Here is a 26,075-nt window from a genome sequence, read left to right as displayed (position 1 = left end):
CTCCTTTAAAATTCATTTTTTACCCTTGTTTCTAATATAAGGTAGAATTTATCGAGTGTGAGTGATGAGAAGGCTATATAAATATGAGCTGAAGCATCAACATAAGTGATAACTGTCATTGATAAATGTGACAATAATCACAATTGATCGGGATTCACCACAGAGGAAACAAATAGTTATACTTACTGAAGTTAAAAGTATTTCAACTCTTCACTTAAGACTGTCACAGATGCCTGTAAATGCGCGATCGCCCCATCCCAAACGCCCACTGTCTCAACTTTTGATCCTACTAGCCCTAGCAGCATTTACTGCTGTTGCCGCTATCCATTTCTACCCAGATTTAACTACCGTGTTCCAAACCCCTCAATCGATCGCCACACCACCGCCAGAAATAGAGAATATCCTCAAAGGTAAGCGCAAAATTGTCACGGTTGGCGACAGCATCACGGAAGCGGGGAAGTATACAGGGGGATACGTCTGGCTGTTGCAAAACTATTTAAACGCTCTCTACCCTAGTCAAAAAATTGAGATTATTAACGCCGGAATCTCAGGTAACAAGTCTACGGATATGCAGGCACGTTTCCAAAAAGATGCGATCGCTAAAAATCCCGATTTAATTACTATCAATGTCGGCGTTAACGATGTTTGGCTGGCATTTTTTGACTTCCGCACCAACCAAGTCCACCCTGAAGGCAATCTCCCAGCAGGTGTACCATTAGCAGTGTACCGCCAAAAACTCACCGAAATGGTGCGATCGGCTCAAGCCGCAGGCATTCGAGTTGCCTTGCTGTCTCCTACCCCAATTAGAGAAGTGCTGCACGGCCCTGAAAATCGCCGCTTACCAGAGTATATGGCTGTGATGCGTCAGATCGCGATCGAGAATAACTGTCTGTATATTGACCTCAACTCGCCATTTCGGGAAGTGCTAATCGCCTTTCAGAAACACGCAGGGCGATCGCTTAACCTATTAACAAGGGACGGCGTACACCCCAACCTCGCCGGCAACCGCATTATTGCCTACACGATTCTGCGGGGATTAGGCATTTCAGAGAAAGATATTCAAAGCGTACAAGTAAAATATTAAAAGGGAAGAGATAAGGGAAAATAGAAGATGCAGAAATGGGGAAAATAGCAAAATTTCCCTCTTCTTTCTTCCTTCTTCCTTCTTCCCTCTTCCTTCTTCCTTCCCCATCTCTGCTGTATGCAAACGCAAGAGTTTCTAGAGCGGTATCAACAGGGAGAGCGCAACTTTGCTCACATTGACCTTAGCGGTGCGAGTTTAAGCGGGGCCAACCTGCGGGAAATTGACCTCACAGGCGCTAACCTCACAGGTGCAAATCTCAGTTGGGCATTTTTGAGCCACGCTAAATTAGTAGGCGCTTGCTTACGGCGGGCAGATCTCCGCAGTGCGATGCTCACCAGTGCTAATCTTAATCAGTCAATATTGAGCGGCGCAAATCTTACTAAAGTAGATTTACGACTTGCTTATTTACAAGAAGCAGACTTGAATTGGGCAATATTTCAAGAAGCGGATCTTAGCGGCGCTGACCTTCAAAGAGCTAAATCCGATCAAATTAATCTCGAAAAGGCAAAACTCGATGGGGCGCGATTAATGGGTGCGGAATTAATGGAGGCAAATCTTAACCGTGCCAGTCTTGCAGGAGCTAATTTAACTGGTGCTAATTTGCGAGAAGCACACTTAGCAGAGGCTAATTTGCGAGAGGCTATTTTAAAGGGTGCTAATTTGATTGAAGCTGACCTCAATGGTGCGATCTTACGGTCAGCAAATTTGACTGAGGCTGATATGCACCGAGTAGTTTTAACCGGGGCAGATTTAACAGAGGCGGTGCTTAATGGTGCTGATTTAAGTCGCGCTAATTTGACTGGTGCTTATTTATTAAAAGCAAGTTTTAAGAAAGCACATTTACTCCGTTCTAACCTCCAAGAAGTTTATTTACTGTGGGCAGATTTGACAGAGGCGAATTTGCGCGGTGCGGATTTACGCAAGGCAGATTTGAGCGGTGCTTATCTCAGCGATGCAATATTAAGCGAAGCAGATTTAAGAGATGCTCTGTTGATTGAGGCCCATCTAATTCGCACGAATTTGGAAGGGGCGCAGCTAACGGGATGCTGTATTCATAATTGGCATACTGAGGAGGTTAATTTCTCGAAGGTTGAGTGTAGATATGTTTTTAATCAGTTTAATTATACTACTAAAAGTCCTAGTAATCGTTATCCTGTAGGTCGAGATTTTGAGCCGGGAGAATTTGGCAATCAGGATCGAGAAAATAGTTCTATAATCGAAGTATTTTTTCCTGAGTTTCCTAATTGGGAAGCTTTGGTATTTACGGTGGCTCAGGTGGAATTGGAAAGTCGGGAACTTAAACTGAATATCCAATTTTTTGAATCGGCTGACGATCGGCATTTACTGCGGTTAAGCGCGAATAATTTGGTGAATGCAAAAATTTTAGCTGAGCATATTTTACAGCTTTATCCTGAGATGTTACAGCGAGTTTTAAGTCGGCGGATAGAGATTTTAGAATTACTCGATCTGGCTGTTGTAGTTAAGGATAAATCCAGGCCAATCGAAGAAACGACGATGCCAGTTTCACCGTCACCTCAGCAACAGGAACTCACGGATAAACGGCGAGAGATATATAAAGAGATATCGCGTCAAATTAAGTTTATTGTGATGACTCAAACTCCTGATAAATTTGTGGAAAGTGTGGAGCGGTTGTTGGATTATTTGAAGCTACAGGGGGTTTCAACTGAGGACATTCAAAAGAAGGTTGTAGGTCAAGTTATTTTGCAGCGGGCTAAGCAAGATCGGGGGTTTTTAGAGCAATTAATAAGATGGGAAAAAACTGCTTCCGAGCACGCTCGGTTTTCGATGGTGGGTGAGGCGGTGAGGTTAGCGATCGCACTTGTTTGGGAGCAGGAATAAGTAATTAAAAATTAAAAATTAAAAAGGAAATTGTAAACAAAGCCCGATTCCCTAATCATAGCTACGCTTTACCCACCACATCCAAGTCCCTTTTCGCAGCAAGTATAGTATAATTGGTAAATATGATAAGGGCAAAATTTGTACAGAAATTATGACTATCGATTTACAGATTTTTCAAACTGTAATCAAGATGCCAGAATCTCTCAAACAAGAGATATTGCATTATGCAAAATATTTACTTGAGAAACACGCAAAAACTGAATCATCTCAAGAACAATTTGAACAACCTCATGGTTATGGTAGTTGGGCCGGTCAAATCGTTATGTCTGATGATTTCGATGAACCCCTGGAAGATTTAAAGGAATATATGTAACATGGAATCCCTTTTAGATACTCATGTCTTTCTGTGGTATTTGCTTGGCGATCCGAATCTAAGTAGTAAAGCAAAAGAAGCGATCGATACTAAAACAGATTTGTATTTTAGTATTGCCAGCCTTTGGGAAATATCCATTAAAATCAATGTTGGTAAGCTTCAACTAAATCGGTCATTTGAATACCTGCCAAAGGAATTGCAATACATTAACGCTCAAATTCTACCAATTACATCTAAAGATACTGAGATTTACGCACTTCTTCCTCTCCATCACCGAGATCCTTTCGATCGCATTCTGATAGCACAGGCGATGAATCATTCGCTGGTTTTGATTAGTCGCGATGAGGCTTTTGATGCTTATCCAATTCAGCGGGTTTGGTGATAAGAAGGCAAAATTAAATACTAGCGATCGCTCCACCCTCATAAAGCTAGAATCACACTCAATATTTCCGCTTACTTAACATTGCTAAATAAAACCGTGTTCTGCTAAAAAATCTGGCGTAATTTCTCCCATACTGCTAACAGCAGTTTCTTCCCATCCAGAACTAGAATCAGAAGATAACATAGAGTTACTACGAATGAATTTCGCTACATATTTACCCAAAATATCTGCTTCAATATTTACCCAACTCCCCGGTTTCAAATCCCGCAGATTAGTTTCACTATAACTATGGGGAATTACAGCCACTTCAAACCAGTTGCCGACTGCATCGCAATCTGCCACAGTTAAGCTGATGCCGTTGACGGCGATACTGCCTTTGGGAACGATGTAGGGTGCAATTTGACGCTGCCAAACTGAGGCTGCTGCTGGCGGCGCTGTAAACCGCATTTCCCAAGCATTTGCAGTGGCCGCTGACTCGACTAAACTGCCGATCCCGTCTACATGGCCTGTAACGAAATGACCGCCGAGTTTGCTGCCGGCGCGGAGAGAGGTTTCAATATTAACGCAGGCGTTGGGTTTGAGGCCGAGAGTGCTGCGGCTGAGGGTTTCTGGGGAGGCGATCGCGACAAAGCCTTGAGACAAAATTTCCACCGCCGTCAGACATACGCCATCGATCGCCACGCTATCCCCAATGGCCAAATCCCGCAAAATCGCGTCTGTATTGCCCGACACACAGGACACTTGCAAGCGATCGCCAGACATAGCCTCAAGCGTTCCCAATCCCTGAATTAATCCTGTAAACACCACAACCCCCCGCTATTCGATCTTTAAGCACAATCCGTTGTCGATTCAGGCAAAGATCGAGGCATACTGGAATTTAGGTCATGTCGGTGCCCCGATTCTCCACCGCCTTACAGTATCCCATGAGGCCGATCCGATGATTGAAATGAAAGTCGCAGGAATTGCCTTGGATGCAGCCACGCGCAGTCCTATTGTCCTGTTGAGAGACGCTACGGAGCGGCGGGCCTTGCCTATTTATATCGGTCAGGAGCAGGCAAAGGCAATAATTAGCGCTCTGGAAAGCCAAAAGCCTCCTCGGCCGCTTACTCACGATCTCCTGGTCAACTTCCTAGAGGCGTGGAATCTGACTCTGGAGCGAGTAGTAATTCACTCCCTGCAAGATAACACCTTCTATGCCGTCCTGATCGTCCGCTCTGGAGAAGTCAAAAAAGAGATTGATGCTCGCCCTAGCGATGCGATCGCCCTCGCACTTCGCACCAATAGCCCCATTTGGGTAATGGAAGAAGTGATCGCCGATGCCTCTATCCCCGTGGATCGAGACGCTGACGAAGCCGAACGCAGAGCTTTCCGAGAATTTATCTCCAACCTCCGCCCGGAGGATTTAATTCAAAGAGGAGGATCGATCGGCGGAGAATTTTCCTAACAGGCAACAGGCTTGAGGCAAGCGGCCAAAAGCAAGACAGTTATTAGTTATCAGTTATGAGTTACAGCAGTAAATCATTGTCCTGAAGCCAAGAAAAGCCTTTTGTGCCTCTGCCTCTATCCTGTAATCCTAAAAGTCTGATTTATGCGTTATCGAAGGTTTGGGAAAACAAATCTGCACTTATCTGTTTTTTCTCTAGGCACAATGCGCTATCTGGCTTCTGAGGAAATTGCTATAGCCACTGTCGAGCGTGCAGTCTCTATGGGAATTAATCACCTAGAAACAGCTCAGGGTTATGGAAAAAGTGAGGAATATCTCGGTGCGGCTATTCGTGCGGGATTACCAAGACAACGCGATCGCCTTCACATTACCACGAAAATTTCCCCCACTTCCAATACCGATACAATGGAGCGCTCTATCGATGAATCTCTAAAACGATTAAATCTAGATTATCTCGACTGTTTAGCAATTCACGGCATCAATACTTGGGAACATTTAGACTGGGTACATACTTTTCTACCAACTCTTAAAGCTGCTGTCACTGATGGCCGAGTGCGGCACATCGGGTTTTCTACTCATGGCCCTTTAGAGTTAATTCTAGCTGCCATCAATACAGATTATTTTGAATTCGTTAATCTACATTATTACTATTTTTTTCAGCGGAATGGGCCCGCGATCGAGTTAGCCTCGGAAAAAGATATGGGCGTGTTCATTATTTCTCCTGCTGATAAAGGAGGCCGACTTTACACCCCACCCGCAAGCCTTAAAGAATTATGTTTGCCCTTTTCCCCACTAGAATTAAACTATAGGTTTTTATTAAGCGAGCCTCGGATTACGACCCTCAGTGTTGGGCCAGCTAACCCAAATGAATTAGAATTACCTCTGAACTGCTGCGATCGCGATTATCCCCTAACATCCGCAGAAATTGCCATCTTCGATCGTTTAGAAACTCAATTCGCAGCCAGTTTAGGAACAGATAAATGCAGTCAGTGTTTCGCTTGCTTACCCTGTCCAGAAAATATTAATATTCCTGAAATATTACGTTTGCGTAATCTCGCTGTTGCCTATAATATGATAGACTTTGGTAAATACCGTTATGGAATGTTTGAAAATGCCGGACATTGGTTCCCAGGTGTTAAGGGAAATCGATGTACAGATTGCGGCGAATGTCTGCCTCGATGTCCAGAAAATCTAGATATTCCAGCTTTATTAAAGGATACTCATCAACGGCTATCTGGTACTAGCGGCCGTCGGCTTTGGGATTAATTAACTGTTATGTTAGTGGTGAGTTGTTAGTGGTTAGTTGTTGGTTGTTATTGGTTTCTTAGGACTCCCTGCGGAAGTCCCAGAAACCGGGTTTTTGAGTCGTATGTGGGTTATAACGAAATATTTTCGTAAAAAACCCGGTTTCTTTGGTTGAGTGCGTAAGTCTTGTTTCTGTCATTGTTCGCTGTGCGAAGCAATCCCCAACCCTTCCTAAATCGTTAAAATGCTCAGTATTGTCTATGCTATTCTTATACCATTTATCTAAAAGTATGCTACAGTCCACATCGTTGACTTTACTACATAGAAGCAATCTCAGTCTAAGGCGATTGCTTCGCTACGCTCGCAATGACAACTAACAACTAACAACTAACAATGAAAATATTAAACCTATTTTTGCTAATTAACTTTTCCTTTTTTCTTCCCAGTTTACTAGGGGAAAAAACTGCGATCGCATTTGCTCAACCGTCAACCTGTCCCACTACAAGTTGGTATCAGTTACCATCACCTCCTTTATCTCAAACAGAGCTAAGTATCCCCAGCCTTTGGTTAACAAAACAACAATTTGGTGGTAAACTATTAGACAACTGGTTTGTTGAATCTAATAATTGGGTAATTCTGATAGTTAACCGACAACTCTGGAGTTTATTGGATTATTTAGAGCGTTACCAATTTGTCAATCAATTCGGTACAGCGGCGAGAGATTACGGTTATAACGTTCGCGTTTGTAACCCTCAAGGAGAAGCTTTAGCAATCTACTCTTGCAAATTCTCGACCGCTCAAAATAATCCTTCTACTCAACTAGAATGTAACCTAGAACTAGATTCTTTATCTAATGGTGGACTGCGCGGTAAACCGAGACGATTTTAATTCTCGGCTCGGTTAGAAACCGGGTTCCTATCAAAATCTCTGCTTCTTTAACCCAAACTGTCTCAGAAACCCAGTTTCTCAACTTGTAATATAATATTGGGAAATGATACAATCTTAGATCTTTCCAGACCAGGTGTCTGGGAAACTTATGCGGTAACAGTCCGCGATGTAGAGCATCTAACAGGTTATAACTTCTTCTCCGGACTTACTCAAGAACTTCAGGATGCTATTGAGGAACGCCGTAACACCAACTTTTTCCTCAATACATCTACCTAATGCGAGACTGATATCGTGTCCTGTTGATTACCATAACAAAAACTGTTAGTAGTGCAGGCTGCAGAAGGCAGGCTCTTGCAGATGGCAGCCCGCACTACTAATCAAAATCCGATGGCTGGTTGAGCCGTCGGGGACGATCTAACTTTCCGTTTCGCTTAATGAACTCCCAAGCATCTTTGAGGAACTCTCCATCAGGAAGGATGATATTGTTTCCAGCAATATCGTCTGGATCGAAACGGATGGCTCCCGTCAAATCAACATTCCATATACCCCCACCGTTAGAATCATTCCATATCGCTCCCTCCAGATTAATATTTCTCATGTTACACTCGGAAAAAGTTATGCGATTTAGTTGAGCGCCTCGGAAAGTAGCTCCTTCCAAATCGACAGATTTTAAGTAAGCATTTTGCAGGTTAGCACCATCCAAATACACTCTCCTCCAGTTGGCATGGTGAGACCAAATAAGAGACAAATCGGCACCAGATAAATTAGCGCTTTCCAAGTTAACTTCGTGAAGGTTGCTGTCTATCAAACTAGCTCCGCTCAAATTAGCTCCGCTCAAATTAGCTCCACTCAAATTACTACAATCGAAGCAGATTCCAGGTAAGTTAGCTCCGCTCAAATCGATACCGCTCAAGTTAGCCCTCCTAAAATGTCTGTTTCCGGCAGCATAGCTACTTAGCAAATACTCGGTAGTTATATCAGTCATACTTTAACACCTCGACTGAATGATAGTAAAATCAGCTTTGAGTAAAGTTTAGCATTCATCGCTCCGTGCAATTTTCGTTTCGGATCGTTCCATCTGGCATGACGGTATCTTTAAAGTAGGCATCCTCGATAGCGTTAAAAATAGCTTGATCGAGATCCCGACTATTGATACCAAAGAAGTTAGTTCGAGTTAAGTTTGCTTTGCCAAATTCTAAACCAATATTATTGGAAATTTCATTAGCATTTCTGAAATCAGCATCAGTTAAGTTAGCATATCCAAAAGAAGTTCCCAGTACTTTCGATCCACTAAATTTACACCCACTCAATTTGGCACTGTGGAACTTAGTCTCTTGCAAGTCGGTTTGACTAATCCCTCTTTTGTCACTCTGGGAAAATAAAAATGAGAGCCAAATTTTCAACTGTAAATAGCTCAAGGATTTGAGCATTTATTTTCTAACAAAATGGCTGAAATCAAGGTTTTTGGTAAAAGTCTTATGCTATAAGCATCCCAGATTATTTTCTGCCGAAAGTGACAAAAGAGGGATAAGGTGGGCGCTCGCTGACAATCATCTATGGCATGAATTACAAGCTTTTCGCAGCGAGCGCCCACCCTACATTTAATTGTATCCAGATACTAACAACTAACAACTAACAACTAACAACTAACTATTCTTAATATTTCTGACTTCTTGCCACAACGAGCGATATTGCTCAATAGCTACATCCGGGAGAGGAAAAAGAAATTCACTTTTAGAAATAACCTCTGATTCCGGCAAAAGTAAACGATTAATACGAAGTTGTTCGGGCAAATCTTCACGCTTCATGCTAATAATAACAGGAGAGCTAGCTTGAGTTAGCAGAGACATTTGAGTAGCTATTTGTGGCTGCCAACAAAAATCGATCCATTGTTCTACTAACGATAAATTTGATGATTGATTAGATACCGGTTGTACCCACAAATCTACCCACATTGATGTTCCAGAAATTGGAACTACTGCCCCAATTTCTTTCTGATTCTGCATTAGCCGCAATACATCCCCAGACCAACCAACCGCAGCCCAAGTATCTCCTAAAACTAGAGGTTGTAGGTAAGAATTAGAACTATACAGTTTAGTTTGTCGATGTAAGTTGCTCAATTCTTCTTTGAGGTTCGCTACTTTATTAAGATCGCGCGTATTGTAGGATTTACCAAGTTTCTTTAAAGTCAACCCAATAACTTCTCTAGGATTATCCAGCAAAGAAATGCGATCGCGCAATTCTTCCCGCCAGAGATCGCTCCAGTCTGTAGGAGGTTTCAAACCCAAGGACTTAAATTTGTCAATTCGATATACTATAACTGTAGTACCCCAGCGGTAGGGTGCAGCCCAAATTTTGCCTTTTTCATCCGCAATACCAGAGTCATTACGCCTTACTAATGTTTGCCAAGCAGGAGGTAATTGCGACCAGTTTGTAAGCTTTGCGGGGTCAAGAGGTTGAATTAATTTTTGTTGAATTGCCTTCGCTAACCAGTAATCACCAATCATTACTAAGTCGGCTTTTTCCTGTTCCTTACCCTGATTTTGTGCTGAAGTTTTGCTCTTCCAAGTTTGCAATAGAGCAAATAATTCTTGTAACTGCGTTTGTGGCACAATCTGTAAAAGCGGTGATGGTTGCAGTTGCTTGCGAAATTGAGCGACAACTTGTGCGGGAACAGAATTTTTCAGCGATCGCACTTTTAGGGCCGTCTGGGTTCCACATCCCCCCGCTAATTGGCTCAGAGTTAGGGCGCTAGCCCCCAATAGCAAAGACCTTCGTTTCACTTTGTCTGCATCCGCTTTGTTAGATAATCTTTAATTTTTGCTCGTAATAAAGCATCATTATACATGAAATATGTCTTTGCCAGCAAATTTTGCTTTTTCCTTCTGTGCTATATGTCATTGCGAACTCCGTGAAGCAATCTCAAGACTTGGTGCTTCCTTCGATAGGCGTACAATGACACAGAATATTTATTTTTACCTATATTATCCCATTGCGAACTCCGTGAAGCAATCTCAAGATTTGGCGATTGCTTCGATAGACTCTCAATGAGACAAAATATTTATTTTTACCTATTTAACCTTGAAAGAAAACAATCTTTCTTTCCTACCAACTTTCTCGATCGGGATCGGCCGAATCGCTCCAAATTTCTACATCCAAATCATTCAGATAAATCAAAGCACTTTCAATCTGACTAGCAGTACCGTGCAGTTCCAAATCAAACCAACCATCATCAGAAGATTTAACTCCCAATAAAGCTGCATTAACATTTACCGTCAAGCCATATTGAGAAATCAAGCGAGAAATCACAGGTTCTTGATGGTATTCTTTGGGAACCCGCATCCGAATCCGGGTTTGAGTAGGTCTAATATCTCCTTCAACGCTCTTGGGAATATCTGATGCCGTCGCCTTATGAAAAGCATTAATTGATTCACTTTCCAAGTTGTTGTTATTGTTTTCAACTAACATCTGAATCTCCTCGTTTAAAAATTTTTGTTTGGCTGGGAACGCCGCATTTTAGGCGGTGAATAACCGTCCAGAGAGCGGCGTTACAAAATGTCTGAAACAATCAATTCTGTATTAGAAAAAATGGGAAATCTCCGAACTCTTCCATATTTTATTCAACTTCCTTAATCCTAGTTTTGCGCTCTAATATTTCCTTAAGTACAAGAGTTACAACTGCTAAAAAAGCGAGAATAACCGCAGCAGAATAAGCCGATTGCGTCGCATACTGCTTGTAAGATTCTTCTACAAATAGCGGTAAAGTTTGCGTTTTTTTAGCAATATTTCCCGATACTACAGAGATAGCACCAAATTCTCCCATTGCTCTTGCATTTGTCAAAATTAAGCCATAAAGTAAGCCCCAGCGAATATTGGGAATCGTGACTCGCCAGAAAATTTGCCAATCATTTGCGCCCAAAGTTTTAGCCGCTTCTTCTTGGTCAGTACCAGCTTCTTCCAGAACCGGAATTACTTCGCGAGCCACAAAAGGCAGAGTCACAAAAGCAGTAGCCAGCACCATCCCCGGAAAAGCAAAAATAATCTTAATATTGGCTGCTTCCAAGAACGATCCAAACCACCCATTGCGCCCATATAGTAACACGATCATTAAACCAGCAACAACAGGTGAAATTGCAAAAGGTATGTCTAAGATGCTGATTAAAAGCGTGCGCCCAGGAAATTTATTTCTAGCAATTACCCAGGCAGCACACAAGCCAAAAATTGTATTGATCGGCACTACAATTATAGCAATAAATAAGGTAAGTTTGGCTGCATGGAGAAATTCTGGAGCAGTCAAGTTGGACATGAAAGGGCCAACTCCCTTACTAAAAGCTTGGACAAAAACATTGAGAGCAGGGATGAAAAGTACAAGAGATAAATACAGGACTGCTACCCCAATTAAAAGTCCCTTTACCCAGGTTTTCTCCTTGTTTTGGAAGCGAGAATTAGCGGGAGGTACATTGTATTTAGCAGATGGATTTAGATCAATCGTCATAGCGACTACCCCAGGCTTGTAAAATATTAATTGCCAATAACATCACCAATGAAATTGCTAACAGCACAACGCCAATTACAGTTGCACCCGCATAGTCATACTGTTCCAACCTCTGGAAAATTAGCACTGGTGCGATCAAATCTTTAAATGGCATATTAGAAGCAACGATTACAGTCGAGCCATACTCGCCAACTGCCCTAGAAAATCCTAACGCTACTCCAGTTAAAATGGCTGGCAATAATGGTGGTAAAATCACTCGCCAAAATGTCTGCCACTGAGAAGCGCCTAAACACCAAGCTGCTTCCTCAATGTCTTTTTCCATCTCGCTCAAAACTGGTTGTACTGTTCGCACTACAAAGGGTAAGGAAATAAAAATCATTGCCACACCTACGCCAAGACGAGTAAATGCAATCTTGATACCAAAGGGTGCAAACAATGAACCAATCCAGCCATTATTGCTATAAACTGTGGCGATCGTCAACCCGGCCACAGATGTAGGCAGTGCAAAAGGTAGATCGACGGCGGCATCTATAAACCGCTTGAGTGGAAAATCATATCTGACTAAAACCCAGGCAATTAATGTTCCGAAAACGCCATTAATGATCGCTGCAACTAATGATGTAAAAAAGGTGACATCATAAGCAGAGAGAGCAATCGGACTGGTGGCAATTCTCCAGAATTCGGCTGGGTTAGCTGTACTCGCCTTTGCTAGCAATGCCGCTACTGGTAAAAGTAGCATTAAAGAAAGATAGCCGAGGGTTATTCGCCAAGGCCAAGTAATTTTAGCTGCTAGATTTTGGAGTTGAGATTTAGGTTTTTGGGTAGGAAGCGATACCATTTTGATTTGAGGTTTTTGCGTGGATTTAGGATATTGAAGTTAGGACTTACACAACAGGTATCGGTTAGTGGGGTGCGTCAGAGATTAAAACCCTATTGTCTCAATCGATAACTTCGTCTGACGCACCCTACAAGCTGATTTAATTATGACAGTTGGCTTTATTCCCGATCGGTTAACATTATTTCCTGATGTCAGCCTGGATTTTGTCAAAAATAGTGCCATCAGCAAAGAATTTTTGATCGATTTCTCCCCAACCTCCCAAATCTTGAACTGTAAATAAGTTTTTGACTGGCGGATATTTCTCGACAAATTCTTTGTCTTGAGCTACACTAGCGTCTACTGGGCGGAAGCCTGCTTTAGCAAATTCTCGCTGAGCTTCTGGAGTGTACAGAAACTTAACAAATGCTTCAGCAACTTCGCGCGTGCCGTGCTTATCAACATTTTTATCAACAACTGCGATCGGATTGTCGATGGAGACATTGGTATCAGGAACAATATAAGGCACTTTTTCACCTTTCTGAGCAGCTAATACCATCTCATTTTCATAGTTGATCAGCACATCGCCCTGACCTTGTTTGAAAAATACGTCGCTAGCTTCGCGGGCATCTTTTGTGAGTATGGGAACGTTTTTGTAAACCTTGGTAACAAATTCTTGAGCTTTGGCTTCATCGCCGCCAGTTTTGGTGACAGCACCCCATAAAGCTAGAAAATTCCAGCGAGCAACCCCAGAGGTTTTAGGATCGGCCGTGATTAGTTGAACTCCCTCTTTACCTAAATCTTCCCATGTTTTAATCCCTTTGGGATTGCCTTCGCGGGTGACTAATGCTGCTACGGATTTGCTGACTATGCCATCATTAGGTGATTCTTTTTCCCAACCTGGTTCAATTAGTCCAGCTTTCTGAATTTTACTGGTGTCAAGGGCGAGAGCGAGGTGGACGATATCTGCTTCTAGGCCGTCAATTACGGCGCGAGTTTGGGAGCCGGAGCCGCCATAACTTTGATTGAAGCTGACAGTTTGATTGTGTTCTTGTTTCCACTTTTCTACGAATTTAGGAATAATTGTTTCGTGGGCAGCTTTGGTGACGGCGAAGGAAACGAGGGTGAGTTCTACGTTACCTTGACCGGCGGCAGTTACGTTGGTGCCGCTGGAGCTAGATGCTGTGTTGTTGCTACTACTGGGAGAGCAAGAGGCGATCGCCACACTCAAACTCAGCCCTAATATAAAGAGTGATGCGAAGCTTTTTAGGGAATTCCTAAATAGAGTTATGCTGGCTAGGCGCTGTTGATACAAGCGCCCTAGCTGAGTGAGGCGTTGCCACTGACTCATTAGATGCTTTCCTCGTGTAAAGTACGGTTATTTGGTAGGAATACCGTTTTTTATGTACAGTCGTACATTATATAGAAGACTTTGCAAAAATGCAAGAGATAAAAAAACTACTCCCCCGCTCCCCTTCCCCCCGCTCCCCCACCCCCCGCAGCCCAAATATACCGATTCGATATACAATAAAACACTACAAAAACTATCAGTTAAACTGCCCCTAGTCCTGCGGGAATGCGTGAGTCTCTCTGCCAACAAGCTACGGGAAAGATTTTGAGCAAAAAAATTAAATTTTTATGTCTTTACCCCGCCCCGTCTCAGATACCCTAGTTGACCTGCTGAAGCCGATCGCACAGAGTTTGGGAGATCGATTGGGAGCAACCGTCACCAGTCAGTCTTTTTCTGAAGGGTCATTAGGAGTTCAGGCCCTTCGTCATCAAGTCAAAAAAGATCGGCGTTGGATTCAAGCGCAAATTCAATTTCTACAGCGGCAAGAACGTCGGGAACAAGAATTAAAAGAGATTACAAGCGTAGAAAAAGCACGCGCTAACGAGTTAAGAGAAGAAGAATTAAGAGATCGGCGAGAAATTAGTAGATTATGCCGCGAACTGATGCGGGAATTACAGGCAGAAGCAATTAAAATCAAGCTGAGTGAGATTCAAGTTATTTGGGATCGAGACACTTGGTTTTCTAATTTAAGCAGACAAGAAACAGAGCAAATTTTGCAGCAGCAACAGCACCGATTATTGCTGTTAGTTTCTCCAGCTAAAATCAGCAAAGATTGCCCAGATTCTTTCCGGCATAACTTGAATATCGAGTTACCCGCTAAGTTGAGATCGTTTTTGAGCCAGTATTATCCTCAACATAGCGAAACTTGTCCAGTTCAGTTTTACGGCGACTATTTCAAACAGCCAATTTCTGATATTGATGTGGAGCGGTTGCAGACAATTTTAGGCCCAGTGCCGACGGCGATTCTTTATAGCGATATCAGCGACTATGAAGTGAATTTTCATGTTGGTTTTTGGGGAATGGTAAATCAAACTGTTTCCTTAGTATCGATTCAGCCTTGGAACTGGGAAAAAGTTTACGAACAGTTGGGAATAGATGGTACTGACGAAAAAGTATGTCTGCGAATTATTAGGCAAATAATTGTTTCAATACATAAGTTATTAGCAGGATTTTTAGCAGATTTATATTACCTCAGTATTGATTTCAACTATGAACCACAACTTTACGATTTAAAATCTGAATTTGTTCAAGAATGGTTCGATCAAGAATGGGTTGAACCTTATATTGAAAGTCTGAAAGTGATTCAGCGACAGCAAAGAGCCGCTTGTGAAGTAGAGTTGCGACGGCTGGCAGATCGGGAAAATAGGGCTAAGCTTCAGCGCGATATTTTAGGAGAAGCGGAGCGCAAGCGCAGAGAACAAGCTGAGGCTGAGTATAAGCGCCAAGAACAAGTAGCATCTAAAAAAATTAAAACTAAAACATGGCAATGCGTTTGCACTTTGCCTGGACATTCATCTTTTGTAAATTCAATTGCTATTAGTCCAGATGGGCTGATTCTTGCTAGTGGGAGTTGGGACAGAACTATTAAGCTCTGGAACTTAGAAACGGGGGAGTTAACAACCACTTTAACTGGGCATTCCGATCGGGTAAATTCGGTAGCTATTAGCTCTGATGGAGAGCTTCTTGTTAGTGGTAGTTCTGATGAGACTATTAAACTTTGGAATCTCCATAGCGGTGAGTTACTTGGCACTCTCCCTGGCCATTCTATTGGGGTTAATTCTGTTGCTATTAGCCCCGATGGGCAGCTCGTAGCTAGCTGCGGCGGTAGTGACTATACAATTAAGCTTTGGCATTTAGACAGTGGCGAATTGCTGCGGACTTTGACGGGGCATTTAGATGATGTGAATGCGGTGGTTTTTAGCCCTGATGGTCAAGTTTTGGCGAGCGGAAGTTCTGATGCGACGAGCAAGGTTTGGGATGTGGAAACTGGAGAGTTACAGCGTACTCTTTCTGGTTTGAATTTGGGGGTGAATTCTATTGCGATTAGTCCTGATGGACAAACGCTTGTGAGTGTGAGAAATGATTACACGATTAAGCTGCGGAATTTGCCGACGGGCAGGCTGATGCGAATTCTCAGTAATAATCAACGTAAAGGTAATGATGTTGGCAATTCTAGCAGGGGTAATGCGCCACACATTTTGAGAAATTATGTAGGTAGAGGTAATTCGGTGGCGATTAGTCCTGATGGGTTGACTCTGGCTAGCGGCAGTGATGATAATACGATTAAGATTTGGAATGTGGCGACTGGGCAACTGATGAATACTCTGACGGGACATTCGGGGACGGTTTATTCGGTGGCGATCGCACGGGATGGTAAGCTGCTCGTCAGTGGTAGCGGTGATGAGACGATTAAGATTTGGCGCTGCGATTAAGGCAAGTGGGGTGGCTCGGTTGTGAGAAGAGAAAAATATTTTTTTTCTTGCTTGCGGATTTGAGGAAAGTTGTGTTATGATTGTAAATCGAAGTGCTGGCGTAGCTCAGTGGTAGAGCAGCTGATTTGTAATCAGCCGGTCATGGGTTCAAATCCGATCGCCAGCTTTTTTAGTTCAAGCTAGTCTATGTAAGGCTTTCAGCTATTTACACATTATTAATTATAGAACTTTTATCTGTAACGCCCTTGTCCTGGCGGCGTTACAGATACTTTTGCGTAAATCCTGTATAAAAATCTAAACAGGTGACTTTTATAGAAAATTTTGGTAATTTATGCGCGATAATGATTATCATTATTTCTATGAACCAACTTGTAATCACTGCCGTAGCAGGCCCAGCCGGCATCGGCAAAACCACCTGGATTCGACAGCAAATAGCGACAGAACCCTTACCAGCGGTATATTTCAGCCCCGGAACAGGTAACGTCCCCATAGACCAAGCCTGCATCGCCGCTGAATTTCCCCAAGTGAAAACCCTAAGTGACACCCAAAAATCCTTACTCACCAAACACTTAATAAATGGTGGCGTAGCCTACATTGAATTGGGGTGTTACCTGCAACTTGATGCCGTCAACAGCTTGCTAGAGGAATTTCCCAGTCGCCGCGTCTGCATAGTACCGCCGACGATAAAAGACAGCGAGTGGCAAAATTGGGCCGATGAAACTGTCGAGGGAGTATCAATCAATCAGCAATGCGAAGAACTATCAATTTGGCGATTACCCCTACAAGGAAATGTCATTGACCCCGTAAGTCTCGATGTTTTTTGGTATCAAGAAATGACCCAAGGAGCCTATGGCAAAATTCACAGAGCCAAAGGCATTTTTGACATCGCTGACGGGAGAGCATTCTACTTAGATTTCGTTGCCGAACTTGCAGAAACCAAATATGAAGAATTGAATCTCCCCCGCTGGCTAGAAGGCAAACCCCAACGCTTCAGCGGGATCGAAATTATCGGTGAAAATCTGGATGAAACTGCATTGCTCCAAACTTTAGAATACTCCTGTTTGCCAGAAGCCGCAATCTTATATTACCAGCAGCAAGTTAAAGATTCAATGTCATTATCAGCAGAGGAAGAAACAACATGAAAATTGCAGTTATGTCTTGCATTCATGGTAACTATGAAGCCTTGAATGCAGTTTTGACAGATATTGACCAACAAAAAGCTGATAGCATCTTTTGTCTCGGAGATTTAGTTGGTTATGGCCCCCATCCTCACGCAGTTGTTGAGCAAATTCGCTCCTTAGATATTCCCACTTGTGCGGGATGTTGGGATGAAGATATTGTCGAAGGCTTAAACTCCTGTGAATGTAGTTATCCCTCAGTGTTAGCAGAAAAACGGGGCAAATTAGCTCACGAATGGACTAACCAGAATATCTACCCTGAAACGCGGGAATATTTAGCACAATTGCCTCACAGTTTAAAGGAAAATAACCTTTGTTTTGTTCATGGTAGCCCCCATACAGCCCATGAGTATTTATTGCCCGAATTAGATGCTTTTATCGCCTTAGAAAGAGTCTTATCTACTGGTGCAGATGTACTATTTTGCGGTCATACTCATGTGCCATATATCCGCACTTTAGATGGCGGTCAATTGCAGGTAAAAGTAACTGGTAGCGACGGGAAAGTAGATGATTATTTAAATTTTTCTGCGCCTGTTTTAAAGATTGTTAATGTCGGTTCGGTTGGAGAACCGCGTCATGGAAGGCCAAATGCTACTTACGTTATTTACGATGAAGATACACAAAATGTGACATTAAGAGAGGTTGAATATGACTATCAAAAAACCTGTGCTGCGATTATCGAAAAAGGTTTGCCGCCTATCTTTGCATGGCGTTTAGCCAGAGGTTTAGAGTTTGCAGAAAGAGCAGACGATCCTACTCATGTTTGTGCAAGATAGGTAATTGGTAATTGGTAATAGCTAATAGCTAATGGCTAATTGCTAATTGCTAATGGCTAATGGTTAATGGCTAATGACTAATGGCTAATTATCCCTCTCCCCTCTCCCCTCTCCTCTCTCTTCCTCTTTCCCTAGCTACTGACGCACCCTACGAATACTACTACGAATACTGCAAATTTTACGAAAAAGCAAATCAAAATGTGGGCAATTTTAAGCGGAATCGAAGGAAATCTAAAAGCTTACGAAGCTGTACTTAATGACATTAAGCGCCAACGAGTTAGAGTCGAACAACTGTATATTATTGGTGACTTAGTTGGCATTAATCCCGACTGCGATAAATTAGTAGAGCGTTTGCAAAAACCGCGTCAAGGTGAATTATTACCTCAAGTTTGTACGGGATGGTGGGAGGAACAATGCTTCATTTTACACGCTATTGGTGCTACTAGCGAACCGATTGAGTTAATCGAGAAATATGGTCAGAATACAGTTAAATCTCTCTGGGATTCTGTGTCACGTAAGTCTGTACAATGGCTGAGGTCTTTGAATTTTGGCTTTCACGAACTTGACTGCTTGTTAATTCATGGTAGTACGGCCGGTGCTGCGGATAAATTAACTCCAGAAACGCCTGCTTTTGTGATGCTAGATCGGCTAATTCGCGCTGATGTAAATAACTTATTTTGCGGTCGATCTGGTTTAACTTTCCAGTATCAATTACAAGGGGGTTCGATTAATAATACTGTGCAAACTCTCGATTCTCAAAACTCTCCTCAAACTGTTACTGTCACTGCACGTCAAGTTATTGGAGTTGGTAATGTTGGCCGCCAACCCGGAGTTGCAACCTACACTTTATATAATCCTGAGTGCGATCGCATTCAGTTTAAGACGGTGCATTATGGGGGGAAAAAGGGGTTTCAATCATAGCAGATTTTCTCTCTAGTTTTTGTAAATAATCTAGAGGTTTCTGGTGCGACTTAGCCAGCGCCAAGACAGATTTTTCTAACAAATACCCAAACTCAAATTAATAGAAGAGGAACCATGACTAATCTCAATGTACAAACCCCAGATTTTATATACAACATTCCCAAAAGAGGAATGCCTGTAACTATAATTACAGGCTTTCTTGGCAGTGGTAAAACTACCTTACTCAATCAAATTCTCAAAAATAAGCAAGACTTAAAAGTTGCCGTTCTAGTTAATGAATTTGGGGATATCAACATTGATTCCCAGTTACTTATTTCTACCGACGACGACATGGTAGAATTGACTAACGGCTGTATTTGCTGCACAATTAATGATGGATTACTTGATGCAGTTTACAGAGTCTTAGAGCGAGACGATCGCATTGACTATATGGTGATTGAAACGACGGGAGTTGCCGATCCGCTACCAATTATTTTAACATTTGTCGGTACGGAGTTGCGGGATTTGACTAACTTAGATTCTGTTCTCACAGTCATTGATGCTGAAACATTTACTCCCGAACATTTCGACAGTGAAGCCGCTTTTAAACAAATAGCATTTGGCGATATTCTTCTGCTGAACAAAACTGATTTGGCTACGCCTGAAAAAGTCAAAGAATTAGAAGATTATATTCGCACAGTCAAAGAGGGGGCAAGGATTCTACACTCTAAATATGGTGAAGTTCCTTTACCGTTAATTTTGGGGTTAGGATTAGCAGAAATAGAGCTTTACAGTAACATGGAGAATGGGGATAAACATGACCACGAACATGACAATGAACATAACCATGAACATCACCACGAACATGACAATGAACATCACCACGAACATAACCATGAACATCATCATCATCACTCCGAACACTTAGCCAATGATGGATTTGTTTCGGTTTCGTTCCAAAGCGATCGCCCTTTTTCCATTAATAAATTTCAAGATTTTTTAGAGTATAAGTTGCCTAACGATGTATTTCGAGCTAAAGGCATTCTCTGGTTTGTCGAAAGCGATTTACGGCATCTATTTCAACTCAGTGGAAAACGATTTAGCTTAGATGCTGACGAATGGGGTAAATCTCCCAGCAATCAGATAGTCTTAATTGGTCGCAACTTGAATACCGCAGAATTACGGCAACAACTTGCTGAATGTGTGGCTTAAAAATTAATTCCCAAAAAACCAATAATTTTTAGAAAATTCAAACATCTGCGATTAGCCTGATTTTCCTTAAAACAAAGGTTAATATTGTTTCTTCTTTAGCAATGATATCTGCTGTAACTTCCATGCCTGTTTGTAGGGGATACTGTTGTTCTTCTCTCACAAGATATGTTTTTTCGGCTTCAATTTTTACCTGGTAATAACCAGTGGATTTGTCACCATTAGTAGGTGCGATCGCATCGGGAGAAATTTCTCTAACAGCGCCTTTGAGAGTGCCGTAATCGGGGTAGGGATAGGCAGAAATCCGCAGTTGCACTTTACCTTGCTGACAGTTTTCAACCTTCGCCTCTTGGCAAATTTGGACTTTGCTGATATCTTGCGTGGCAACGCGGGTGACGATCGCGATGGGAGTGCGATCGGGGGCAATTTGCGCGATCGCATCTCCCAATTGTACCACCTGGCCGGGATTTCGCAACTCCAGCTTTAACACAGTGCCGTTTACCGTTGCTCGGATCGCAGTTTGAGTTAAATCTGCTTCAATTTGTCGGATTTGGGAGCGATCGCGCTGCTGCTGCTTGCTAATTTCCACTCGCTGCTGAATTAGCGCTTCTCGCTCCCGATTAAGTGCTGCTAAGGTTGCTTCCCCAGTGGCTTTTTCCGCCGCCATACGTTGCTGTGCGATCGCCACTTCTGCACTGCTGGGGTTGAGAGCAGTTTTAGTCCGCTGCAACCGCGCCGCCACCGCTTCCATAACTTGCTGCTGTCGCAAAATCGCTTGTTTTTGGGCTTCAATGGCTCCTTTTTGTGCCGCTACTGCCTGTGCTTGCTGTTCTACCGCTAATTTTGCCTCCTCAAACTGATCCTGAGAAAGCGCCCCCGTTTCCGCGATCGGCTCGTAGCGATCGCGCTTCGATACCGCTGTCTTTAAAGCCGCCTCCACCGATTTTAAATTTGCCTCCCCTGACTTTAAATCTGCTTGAAATCTTTGCAATTCCTTCTGCTCCGATCTCAAATTGGCTTCAGCTTCCTCCACTTCTGCCACACTATTTTCTTGCCGATCTTCATGCTCCCGCTGGCTGCGTTTCAATTCAGCCAAAGCTGAAGCAACTGTGCGATTCATGCGGTCAGTTTCCGCAATTTTTTGCCGTTCTAAAGCTAGGATTTGAGCATCAAATTGAGTGAATTGTCGCTCTAGTTGCTGAAGATTTCCCTGCAACTGCTTTTTCTCATTTTGCAGCCGCAAATCTTCCACAATAGCAATGACATCCCCCTTGTTTACCCTTTGATTTTCTTTAACTTTAATACTTCCGATCGTCCCCTCGCTTGATGCTTGTACAATTCGGATTTCTCCTGTTGGTCTAACTGTGGCAGGTGCTCTCACTGTCACATTATATTTGAGTGTGGCTGCCAAAACCAAAGCAATCCCGACAGCCGCCGCTTGCAACAATCCTCCTAGCACCATCCAAGGATTAATTGGAGGTAAAAATTCTTCGCTATAAACCGTAGGTAAAAAAGCTTCGTTTGAGTCGTTTAATTTCATTAAAAACTGGAATTAATTCCTAGAACAATTAATTTTATTGCTAAAATTAATGACCCAGAAAAGATATCGCGAATACTTTCTGGATCTACTGTCTATCAATTACAGACTTTTGAGGATATCCCGATTTAACTAGCCCTAAAAATCCCTACTTATGCCAGCAGAGTTGAGCTTTCTTCTGCCACGCCAGAGTAGTGATGCCAAGGCATACTGCACTGGGTGCTACCGCAGGTACAACCTCCAGAAACAGAGGACATATCTTCATCGGTAAGTTCGATCAAACCGGCTGGATTTTCTGGCAGTTGTGCCTTTTCTTCAGCACTCAAGCTATCCAGATAGTCTTCATCTTTCCAAGCGCGGATGATGTGTTCGTTCAACATGATGCACCACTCCTTATGGGTACAAGAATTTATAGAGAGGTGATTCCCTATAGGTTGAGTATACTGCATGGAATGATAATCATTATCATAATTTGATTATTTTTTATTGATTTTATAGTTTGTTTTATAACTACAGCTTATGATATTCCGATTTTAGCCGCGTATTGAAGGGCTTATACCAATTCTTAAAGCTATAGCAACCGCCAGGGCGGTTAAGGGGCTAGGGGCTAGGGGCTAGGGGCTAGGGAAGAGGGGAAGAGGGGATGAAGAAAGTTTCAACGTCTTAACCGCCCTGGCGGTTGCTATACCTTGGCGGTTGCTATATCTATTCTTAAAGATATTGTGACAGTTAAAATACAAAAATTCAGGACTTAGAATCAAGCGATCGGAGTTCTACTTAGTGGTAGGGCGTGCGATCGCTGCCAACCATCTCTAGCTCTGAAAAACATCGCTTGTTTGCGGGCTTGTTTGTGGGAGCGCTCACCTGACGTTTAATTTTGTCCCTCTACGATTATGCTAAATTTTAATTATTGACAAACCAACATGGTTTTATCTAATCCAGACGCTGACCAACCCTTGGAAGCAGATGGCCACCACCATCACCACAGCCACTCTGCTCACCCTCACGTTCATAATGAAGCATCTCTCCGCCGGATAGTGAATCGGCTTTCTCGGATTGAGGGGCACATTCGCGGTGTGAAGACAATGGTACAAGAAAGTCGTCCTTGCCCTGAAGTGTTAATACAGATTGCTGCTGTTCGAGGGGCCTTAGATCGAGTGGCGCGGATTATTCTGGACGAGCATCTAACTGAGTGTATTGGTAGGGCTGCTAAAGATGGTAATATTGAAACTGAGATTGAAGAACTCAAGGCGGCTTTGGATCGATTTTTACCTTAGATGGCTAAAAAGCTGACCGTATAAATATTCTTCCTTCTCTCCTAGATAACTAAATTTTTCTTCCTTCTTCCTTCTTCCTTCCCTTAAGTTTTAGCTAGTTTGGCTTTCAGTTGATATCTAACTGTGGCATAAACTGCTTTGTAGGAGGCGTTAATATTGTACTCTTGCTGTAACCACTCTTGAATTTCTGCGTAGCTCTTGAAGCTTTTTTGAGGATCGCTAAGTCGTAGTTTCAAATCGGCACGGGCCTTAGCAGGAATAGCTGGTTTTCGACCTCCGCTGTGCTTTGTTTCTAGGAGTCCATACAATCCGTGAGTGCGGTACTTTTTTAACCAGCGCTGTACTGTAATCCTATTTACTCCGATAGTAAGTGCTAAGTCTTTTACTGTCTTGACTTGACAACTTTTGAGCAGATACAAGGCTTGAATTTTTTGAAAGCTACTAGCAGTTTTTTGTTTTGTTAATAGGCTCTTAAGTTCTTCGGCTGTTTCTGCGATCTCGATCTTGCATACCCCCACCATATCAATTACCTCATCCAAGAGCGTATCTCGCCCGAAACTTATTGATTGTTACTAACTACTCATCGAAAAATTGTGGAATAATGCAGAATTTAAAAGTCATTATTCTGAATAATTTTTATTAATCTCTGACTACTGACTCCTGCATTCTTGTTTTGGAAAAAATTCTGTTTTTAATAAAAGATCGTTGGTATTTGATAGTATTCTAGAAAGCTCAGAGTTAATCTACAACTCTAATCGCACCCTGACGCAGACTTTCAAACATCCGATTGATAGAGTTTTGTTCTTCAGAACTCAGAAAATCTTTTGCCAGTAACATCGACATCAACCGCCGCCGATCGGTACGGGTAATTCTCCGAGTAGAAAATATTTCTAACACTATTTGCTCGATACTGAGTTGGGGAGCGCTGACTTGAGGTGTCATCATCTTTATGGGAACTCAACACTATCAGTATCGTTTATACATACCCTTTGACGTGCGATCGCCAACTCTTAAATTATGTGATAACACTTACAGTTATAAGTGATATTAATCACAACTTACTTAAGTAAACTCAGAAGCGAACTCTATCTTAATCTTTACTTTTTCATCCGGTCAAGCCGCGTCAGTCAGAGTATTTTGCATTCAATGAGACATAGAGAAGCAATAATGAACGTTGACGAACTGCTGAGGCTATACGCAACAGGAGAAAGAAATTTCAGTGGAGTATACCTACCAGAGGTGTATCTCTGTGACGCAGAGCTAATTGGAGCCAACCTATGCGAATCAGATATTACCGGAGCTAACCTGAGTAAAGCCAAACTCAACAGAGCCAACCTCAGCAAAGCCAATCTCAGCAACACCAATCTCAGCGGTACAGATCTGGGAGGAGCTGACATGACAGAAGCAATTTTAACTGAAGCAAACCTGTGTCGAGCCGACCTGATCGGTACTAATCTTAGCAAAGCTGACTTGAGCAGAGCCTTCCTCACCCAGGCAAATTTCATCGGAGCCAATATTTCTAGAGCAATCCTATGTCAGACAGACTTGCACGGAGTCAACCTCTACGGAGTAAATCTGCGTCGAGCAATTCTTACCGAAGCTGACCTAATCGGAGCCAATTTAACTAAGGTAGACCTCAGTGGAGCCGACTTAATGGGAGCTAGCCTAATTAGAGCAGACCTAACTGAAGCTATCTTAAGTGCCGCAGACCTGACTGGTGCCAACCTACTAGGCGCAAACCTAACTGGAGTCAACCTCAGTGGAGTATATCTTAAGGGCGCAACCATGCCCGACGGTACAGTTCACGACTAATTGCCCTTCTATTTTGGCAGCCTGCGAAGAACTGGTGGTAAATTAAGGAGTAATGAGCTGTTAAGCGAAAATTACTCCTTAGCAATTTTAGTTTTAATTTTATTGCAAATAAGCGATACTAAGAGTATTTTAGATTTTATATTTTGGATTTTAGAGGCTAAAAATGAAACTCAGAATCCTCGCAACTGCAACGCTGCTAACCGCGATTTTCCCAGCCATTGCTGCATCTGCCGAGAATATTGAACATACACAACAGCTACTAGCAACCCGACAGTGTTCTCAGTGCGACCTCAGCGGTGCAGGTCTAGTTTTAGCCAACCTGACTGGAGCAGATCTCAGAGGTGCTAACTTGAGCGGTGCCAATCTCAGCCGCGCTAACCTTAGTGGTGCAGATCTTACAGGCGCAAACCTCAGCGGTACTAGCCTCTATGGTGTCAACTTGAGCGGTGCCAATCTCACAGGTGCAAATCTCAGTGGTGCTGATTTGAGAACTGCTTATTTAGGTAATGCCAATTTAGCTAGCATTAATCTGAGTAATGCACAATTACTAGGAGTTAGGGGATTGCCAACCAATATCGGGGAAGCAGAGGACTTCTATAGATTAGGGTTGGCAGAAGCCAAAGCTGGAAACTACAGAAATGCCATAGATTATTACAATCAAGCACTCAGCCTCAAACCCGATCTAGCAGTAGTGTATTTTGCGCGAAGTATGTCTCGCGCTGACTTGGGAGACTTTCCAGGCGCGACTCAGGATGCTCAGATAGCTAATCAACTCTTTGCCTCTCAAGGAAATGCTAGAGGTCAGGAAGTGTCGAAGCAGTTAGAGCAAGCGATCGTAACCCGTCAAAAGCCAACGGAACCTCAAACCAGTGGCGGAGGATGGATGAATGCTTTAGGAGCGTTAGGATCTGTCTTACTAAAAGTCCTGTTTTAAATTTGTACGATGGGTGGATCGCGTGAAGAAGGGGCTAGGGGCTAGGGACTAGGGGCTAGGGAAAGAGGGGGGAGATGGGGAGCA

Annotated in this window: 27 protein-coding genes and 1 tRNA gene; 16 read left to right on the top strand and 12 right to left on the bottom strand. The window is 42.8% G+C overall.

The annotated features are described in order from the left end of the window. Positions 1-127 precede the first annotated feature (127 nt). The 4 genes from OSCI_RS27715 to OSCI_RS27700 all read left to right on the top strand — a co-directional run bounded on the left by OSCI_RS27715 (position 128) and on the right by OSCI_RS27700 (position 3,699). Positions 128-1,084 carry an SGNH/GDSL hydrolase family protein gene (locus OSCI_RS27715; protein WP_234708841.1) on the top strand — a complete coding sequence of 319 codons (957 nt, stop codon included), beginning with the start codon at positions 128-130 and terminating at the stop codon, positions 1,082-1,084. A 117-nt stretch (positions 1,085-1,201) separates the two neighbouring features. Beyond that, entirely contained in the window at positions 1,202-2,944 is a 1,743-nt protein-coding gene (locus OSCI_RS27710) for a pentapeptide repeat-containing protein (RefSeq protein ID WP_007358569.1), read from the top strand. Positions 2,945-3,095: 151 nt separating this feature from the next. Further along, a complete protein-coding gene (locus OSCI_RS27705; RefSeq protein ID WP_007358568.1) occupies positions 3,096-3,317 on the top strand; it encodes a DUF2281 domain-containing protein in 222 nt (73 codons plus the stop codon). 1 nt (position 3,318) lies between these two features. Further along, positions 3,319-3,699: a type II toxin-antitoxin system VapC family toxin gene (locus tag OSCI_RS27700; protein WP_007358567.1), complete on the top strand. Its 381-nt coding sequence runs from the start codon at positions 3,319-3,321 to the stop codon at positions 3,697-3,699. Between the two features lie 84 nt (positions 3,700-3,783). Here OSCI_RS27700 and ribE read toward each other — a convergent pair whose 3' ends face one another. Beyond that, complete coding sequence (gene ribE / locus OSCI_RS27695; protein WP_019487652.1) at positions 3,784-4,503, bottom strand: riboflavin synthase; 720 nt, start codon at positions 4,501-4,503, stop codon at positions 3,784-3,786. A gap of 133 nt (positions 4,504-4,636) precedes the next feature. Here ribE and OSCI_RS27690 point away from each other — a divergent pair, with 133 nt between their 5' ends. From OSCI_RS27690 to OSCI_RS27680, 3 genes are all read left to right on the top strand, one after another. Next, positions 4,637-5,143 (top strand): bifunctional nuclease family protein, encoded by a 507-nt coding sequence (locus OSCI_RS27690; protein ID WP_026103810.1) that lies wholly within the window; start codon positions 4,637-4,639, stop codon positions 5,141-5,143. A gap of 144 nt (positions 5,144-5,287) precedes the next feature. Further along, positions 5,288-6,409 (top strand): aldo/keto reductase, encoded by a 1,122-nt coding sequence (locus OSCI_RS27685; RefSeq protein ID WP_026103811.1) that lies wholly within the window; start codon positions 5,288-5,290, stop codon positions 6,407-6,409. Positions 6,410-6,781: 372 nt separating this feature from the next. Continuing rightward, a complete protein-coding gene (locus OSCI_RS27680) occupies positions 6,782-7,276 on the top strand; it encodes a hypothetical protein (RefSeq protein WP_007358563.1) in 495 nt (164 codons plus the stop codon). A 373-nt stretch (positions 7,277-7,649) separates the two neighbouring features. Here the strand turns inward: OSCI_RS27680 and OSCI_RS27675 are convergent, their stop codons facing one another. From OSCI_RS27675 to OSCI_RS27645, 7 genes are all read right to left on the bottom strand, one after another. Continuing rightward, positions 7,650-8,261 (bottom strand): pentapeptide repeat-containing protein, encoded by a 612-nt coding sequence (locus OSCI_RS27675; protein WP_007358561.1) that lies wholly within the window; start codon positions 8,259-8,261, stop codon positions 7,650-7,652. 55 nt (positions 8,262-8,316) lie between these two features. Then, a complete protein-coding gene (locus OSCI_RS27670) occupies positions 8,317-8,706 on the bottom strand; it encodes a pentapeptide repeat-containing protein (RefSeq protein ID WP_007358560.1) in 390 nt (129 codons plus the stop codon). 216 nt (positions 8,707-8,922) lie between these two features. Then, positions 8,923-10,059: an extracellular solute-binding protein gene (locus OSCI_RS27665; protein ID WP_019487653.1), complete on the bottom strand. Its 1,137-nt coding sequence runs from the start codon at positions 10,057-10,059 to the stop codon at positions 8,923-8,925. A 322-nt stretch (positions 10,060-10,381) separates the two neighbouring features. After that, positions 10,382-10,744 (bottom strand): NIL domain-containing protein, encoded by a 363-nt coding sequence (locus tag OSCI_RS27660; RefSeq protein WP_007358558.1) that lies wholly within the window; start codon positions 10,742-10,744, stop codon positions 10,382-10,384. Positions 10,745-10,892: 148 nt separating this feature from the next. Next, positions 10,893-11,771: a sulfate ABC transporter permease subunit CysW gene (gene cysW / locus OSCI_RS27655; RefSeq protein ID WP_019487654.1), complete on the bottom strand. Its 879-nt coding sequence runs from the start codon at positions 11,769-11,771 to the stop codon at positions 10,893-10,895. Beyond that, positions 11,761-12,609: a sulfate ABC transporter permease subunit CysT gene (gene cysT, locus OSCI_RS27650; protein WP_007358556.1), complete on the bottom strand. Its 849-nt coding sequence runs from the start codon at positions 12,607-12,609 to the stop codon at positions 11,761-11,763. Before cysT ends, cysW begins: the two co-directional genes overlap by 11 nt. Before the next feature lie 178 nt (positions 12,610-12,787). Further along, positions 12,788-13,936: a sulfate ABC transporter substrate-binding protein gene (locus tag OSCI_RS27645; protein ID WP_007358555.1), complete on the bottom strand. Its 1,149-nt coding sequence runs from the start codon at positions 13,934-13,936 to the stop codon at positions 12,788-12,790. Positions 13,937-14,223: 287 nt separating this feature from the next. Here OSCI_RS27645 and OSCI_RS27640 point away from each other — a divergent pair, with 287 nt between their 5' ends. The 6 genes from OSCI_RS27640 to OSCI_RS27615 all read left to right on the top strand — a co-directional run bounded on the left by OSCI_RS27640 (position 14,224) and on the right by OSCI_RS27615 (position 20,434). Beyond that, positions 14,224-16,368, top strand: coding sequence for a WD40 repeat domain-containing protein (locus tag OSCI_RS27640; protein ID WP_007358554.1), 2,145 nt, complete (start codon positions 14,224-14,226; stop codon positions 16,366-16,368). 94 nt (positions 16,369-16,462) lie between these two features. Continuing rightward, positions 16,463-16,534: transfer RNA gene (locus OSCI_RS27635), tRNA-Thr, on the top strand. Positions 16,535-16,727: 193 nt separating this feature from the next. Beyond that, on the top strand, positions 16,728-17,510 hold the full coding sequence (locus tag OSCI_RS27630) for a GTP-binding protein (protein ID WP_026103812.1): 783 nt from the start codon (positions 16,728-16,730) through the stop codon (positions 17,508-17,510). Then, complete coding sequence (locus tag OSCI_RS27625) at positions 17,507-18,322, top strand: metallophosphoesterase family protein (protein WP_007358552.1); 816 nt, start codon at positions 17,507-17,509, stop codon at positions 18,320-18,322. The genes OSCI_RS27630 and OSCI_RS27625 overlap by 4 nt, the downstream gene beginning before the upstream one ends. A 198-nt stretch (positions 18,323-18,520) precedes the next feature. Continuing rightward, entirely contained in the window at positions 18,521-19,243 is a 723-nt protein-coding gene (locus tag OSCI_RS27620) for a hypothetical protein (RefSeq protein WP_007358550.1), read from the top strand. 114 nt (positions 19,244-19,357) lie between these two features. After that, positions 19,358-20,434 carry a CobW family GTP-binding protein gene (locus OSCI_RS27615; protein WP_007358549.1) on the top strand — a complete coding sequence of 359 codons (1,077 nt, stop codon included), beginning with the start codon at positions 19,358-19,360 and terminating at the stop codon, positions 20,432-20,434. A gap of 37 nt (positions 20,435-20,471) precedes the next feature. Here OSCI_RS27615 and OSCI_RS27610 read toward each other — a convergent pair whose 3' ends face one another. Continuing rightward, entirely contained in the window at positions 20,472-21,971 is a 1,500-nt protein-coding gene (locus tag OSCI_RS27610) for a biotin/lipoyl-binding protein (protein WP_007358548.1), read from the bottom strand. 149 nt (positions 21,972-22,120) lie between these two features. Further along, positions 22,121-22,348 carry a mersacidin/lichenicidin family type 2 lantibiotic gene (locus tag OSCI_RS27605; protein ID WP_007358547.1) on the bottom strand — a complete coding sequence of 76 codons (228 nt, stop codon included), beginning with the start codon at positions 22,346-22,348 and terminating at the stop codon, positions 22,121-22,123. A 543-nt stretch (positions 22,349-22,891) separates the two neighbouring features. On the opposite strand from OSCI_RS27605, the gene OSCI_RS27600 reads away from it, so the two are divergent. Further along, a complete protein-coding gene (locus tag OSCI_RS27600; protein WP_007358546.1) occupies positions 22,892-23,245 on the top strand; it encodes a metal-sensing transcriptional repressor in 354 nt (117 codons plus the stop codon). 83 nt (positions 23,246-23,328) lie between these two features. Here the strand turns inward: OSCI_RS27600 and OSCI_RS27595 are convergent, their stop codons facing one another. Further along, a complete protein-coding gene (locus tag OSCI_RS27595) occupies positions 23,329-23,784 on the bottom strand; it encodes a helix-turn-helix domain-containing protein (RefSeq protein ID WP_157135597.1) in 456 nt (151 codons plus the stop codon). Between the two features lie 199 nt (positions 23,785-23,983). After that, positions 23,984-24,190: a hypothetical protein gene (locus OSCI_RS27590; protein ID WP_007358543.1), complete on the bottom strand. Its 207-nt coding sequence runs from the start codon at positions 24,188-24,190 to the stop codon at positions 23,984-23,986. Positions 24,191-24,412: 222 nt separating this feature from the next. On the opposite strand from OSCI_RS27590, the gene OSCI_RS27585 reads away from it, so the two are divergent. Together OSCI_RS27585 and OSCI_RS27580 are read left to right on the top strand one after the other, a co-directional pair. Next, on the top strand, positions 24,413-25,057 hold the full coding sequence (locus tag OSCI_RS27585) for a pentapeptide repeat-containing protein (protein WP_007358542.1): 645 nt from the start codon (positions 24,413-24,415) through the stop codon (positions 25,055-25,057). Positions 25,058-25,220: 163 nt separating this feature from the next. Beyond that, on the top strand, positions 25,221-25,991 hold the full coding sequence (locus tag OSCI_RS27580) for a pentapeptide repeat-containing protein (RefSeq protein WP_007358540.1): 771 nt from the start codon (positions 25,221-25,223) through the stop codon (positions 25,989-25,991). The last annotated feature ends 84 nt before the right edge of the window (positions 25,992-26,075 follow it).

It is taken from the genome of Kamptonema sp. PCC 6506, assembly GCF_000180455.1.
Taxonomy (GTDB): Bacteria; Cyanobacteriota; Cyanobacteriia; order Cyanobacteriales; family Microcoleaceae; genus Kamptonema; species Kamptonema formosum.
Note: the sequence above shows the minus strand (reverse complement) of the source record. Positions and strands in the feature narration are given on the sequence as shown.

Coding starts and splice junctions, on each gene's coding strand:
- OSCI_RS27710 (WP_007358569.1), top strand. CDS start 1,202: ATGCAAACGCAAGAGTTTCTAGAGCGGTATCAACAGGGAGAGCGCAAC.
- OSCI_RS27705 (WP_007358568.1), top strand. CDS start 3,096: ATGACTATCGATTTACAGATTTTTCAAACTGTAATCAAGATGCCAGAA.
- OSCI_RS27700 (WP_007358567.1), top strand. CDS start 3,319: ATGGAATCCCTTTTAGATACTCATGTCTTTCTGTGGTATTTGCTTGGC.
- OSCI_RS27690 (WP_026103810.1), top strand. CDS start 4,637: ATGATTGAAATGAAAGTCGCAGGAATTGCCTTGGATGCAGCCACGCGC.
- OSCI_RS27685 (WP_026103811.1), top strand. CDS start 5,288: ATGCGTTATCGAAGGTTTGGGAAAACAAATCTGCACTTATCTGTTTTT.
- OSCI_RS27680 (WP_007358563.1), top strand. CDS start 6,782: ATGAAAATATTAAACCTATTTTTGCTAATTAACTTTTCCTTTTTTCTT.
- OSCI_RS27675 (WP_007358561.1), bottom strand. CDS start 8,261: ATGACTGATATAACTACCGAGTATTTGCTAAGTAGCTATGCTGCCGGA.
- OSCI_RS27670 (WP_007358560.1), bottom strand. CDS start 8,706: ATGCTCAAATCCTTGAGCTATTTACAGTTGAAAATTTGGCTCTCATTT.
- OSCI_RS27660 (WP_007358558.1), bottom strand. CDS start 10,744: ATGTTAGTTGAAAACAATAACAACAACTTGGAAAGTGAATCAATTAAT.
- cysW (WP_019487654.1), bottom strand. CDS start 11,771: ATGACGATTGATCTAAATCCATCTGCTAAATACAATGTACCTCCCGCT.
- cysT (WP_007358556.1), bottom strand. CDS start 12,609: ATGGTATCGCTTCCTACCCAAAAACCTAAATCTCAACTCCAAAATCTA.
- OSCI_RS27645 (WP_007358555.1), bottom strand. CDS start 13,936: ATGAGTCAGTGGCAACGCCTCACTCAGCTAGGGCGCTTGTATCAACAG.
- OSCI_RS27640 (WP_007358554.1), top strand. CDS start 14,224: ATGTCTTTACCCCGCCCCGTCTCAGATACCCTAGTTGACCTGCTGAAG.
- OSCI_RS27630 (WP_026103812.1), top strand. CDS start 16,728: ATGAACCAACTTGTAATCACTGCCGTAGCAGGCCCAGCCGGCATCGGC.
- OSCI_RS27625 (WP_007358552.1), top strand. CDS start 17,507: ATGAAAATTGCAGTTATGTCTTGCATTCATGGTAACTATGAAGCCTTG.
- OSCI_RS27620 (WP_007358550.1), top strand. CDS start 18,521: ATGTGGGCAATTTTAAGCGGAATCGAAGGAAATCTAAAAGCTTACGAA.
- OSCI_RS27615 (WP_007358549.1), top strand. CDS start 19,358: ATGACTAATCTCAATGTACAAACCCCAGATTTTATATACAACATTCCC.
- OSCI_RS27610 (WP_007358548.1), bottom strand. CDS start 21,971: ATGAAATTAAACGACTCAAACGAAGCTTTTTTACCTACGGTTTATAGC.
- OSCI_RS27605 (WP_007358547.1), bottom strand. CDS start 22,348: ATGTTGAACGAACACATCATCCGCGCTTGGAAAGATGAAGACTATCTG.
- OSCI_RS27600 (WP_007358546.1), top strand. CDS start 22,892: ATGGTTTTATCTAATCCAGACGCTGACCAACCCTTGGAAGCAGATGGC.
- OSCI_RS27590 (WP_007358543.1), bottom strand. CDS start 24,190: ATGATGACACCTCAAGTCAGCGCTCCCCAACTCAGTATCGAGCAAATA.
- OSCI_RS27585 (WP_007358542.1), top strand. CDS start 24,413: ATGAACGTTGACGAACTGCTGAGGCTATACGCAACAGGAGAAAGAAAT.
- OSCI_RS27580 (WP_007358540.1), top strand. CDS start 25,221: ATGAAACTCAGAATCCTCGCAACTGCAACGCTGCTAACCGCGATTTTC.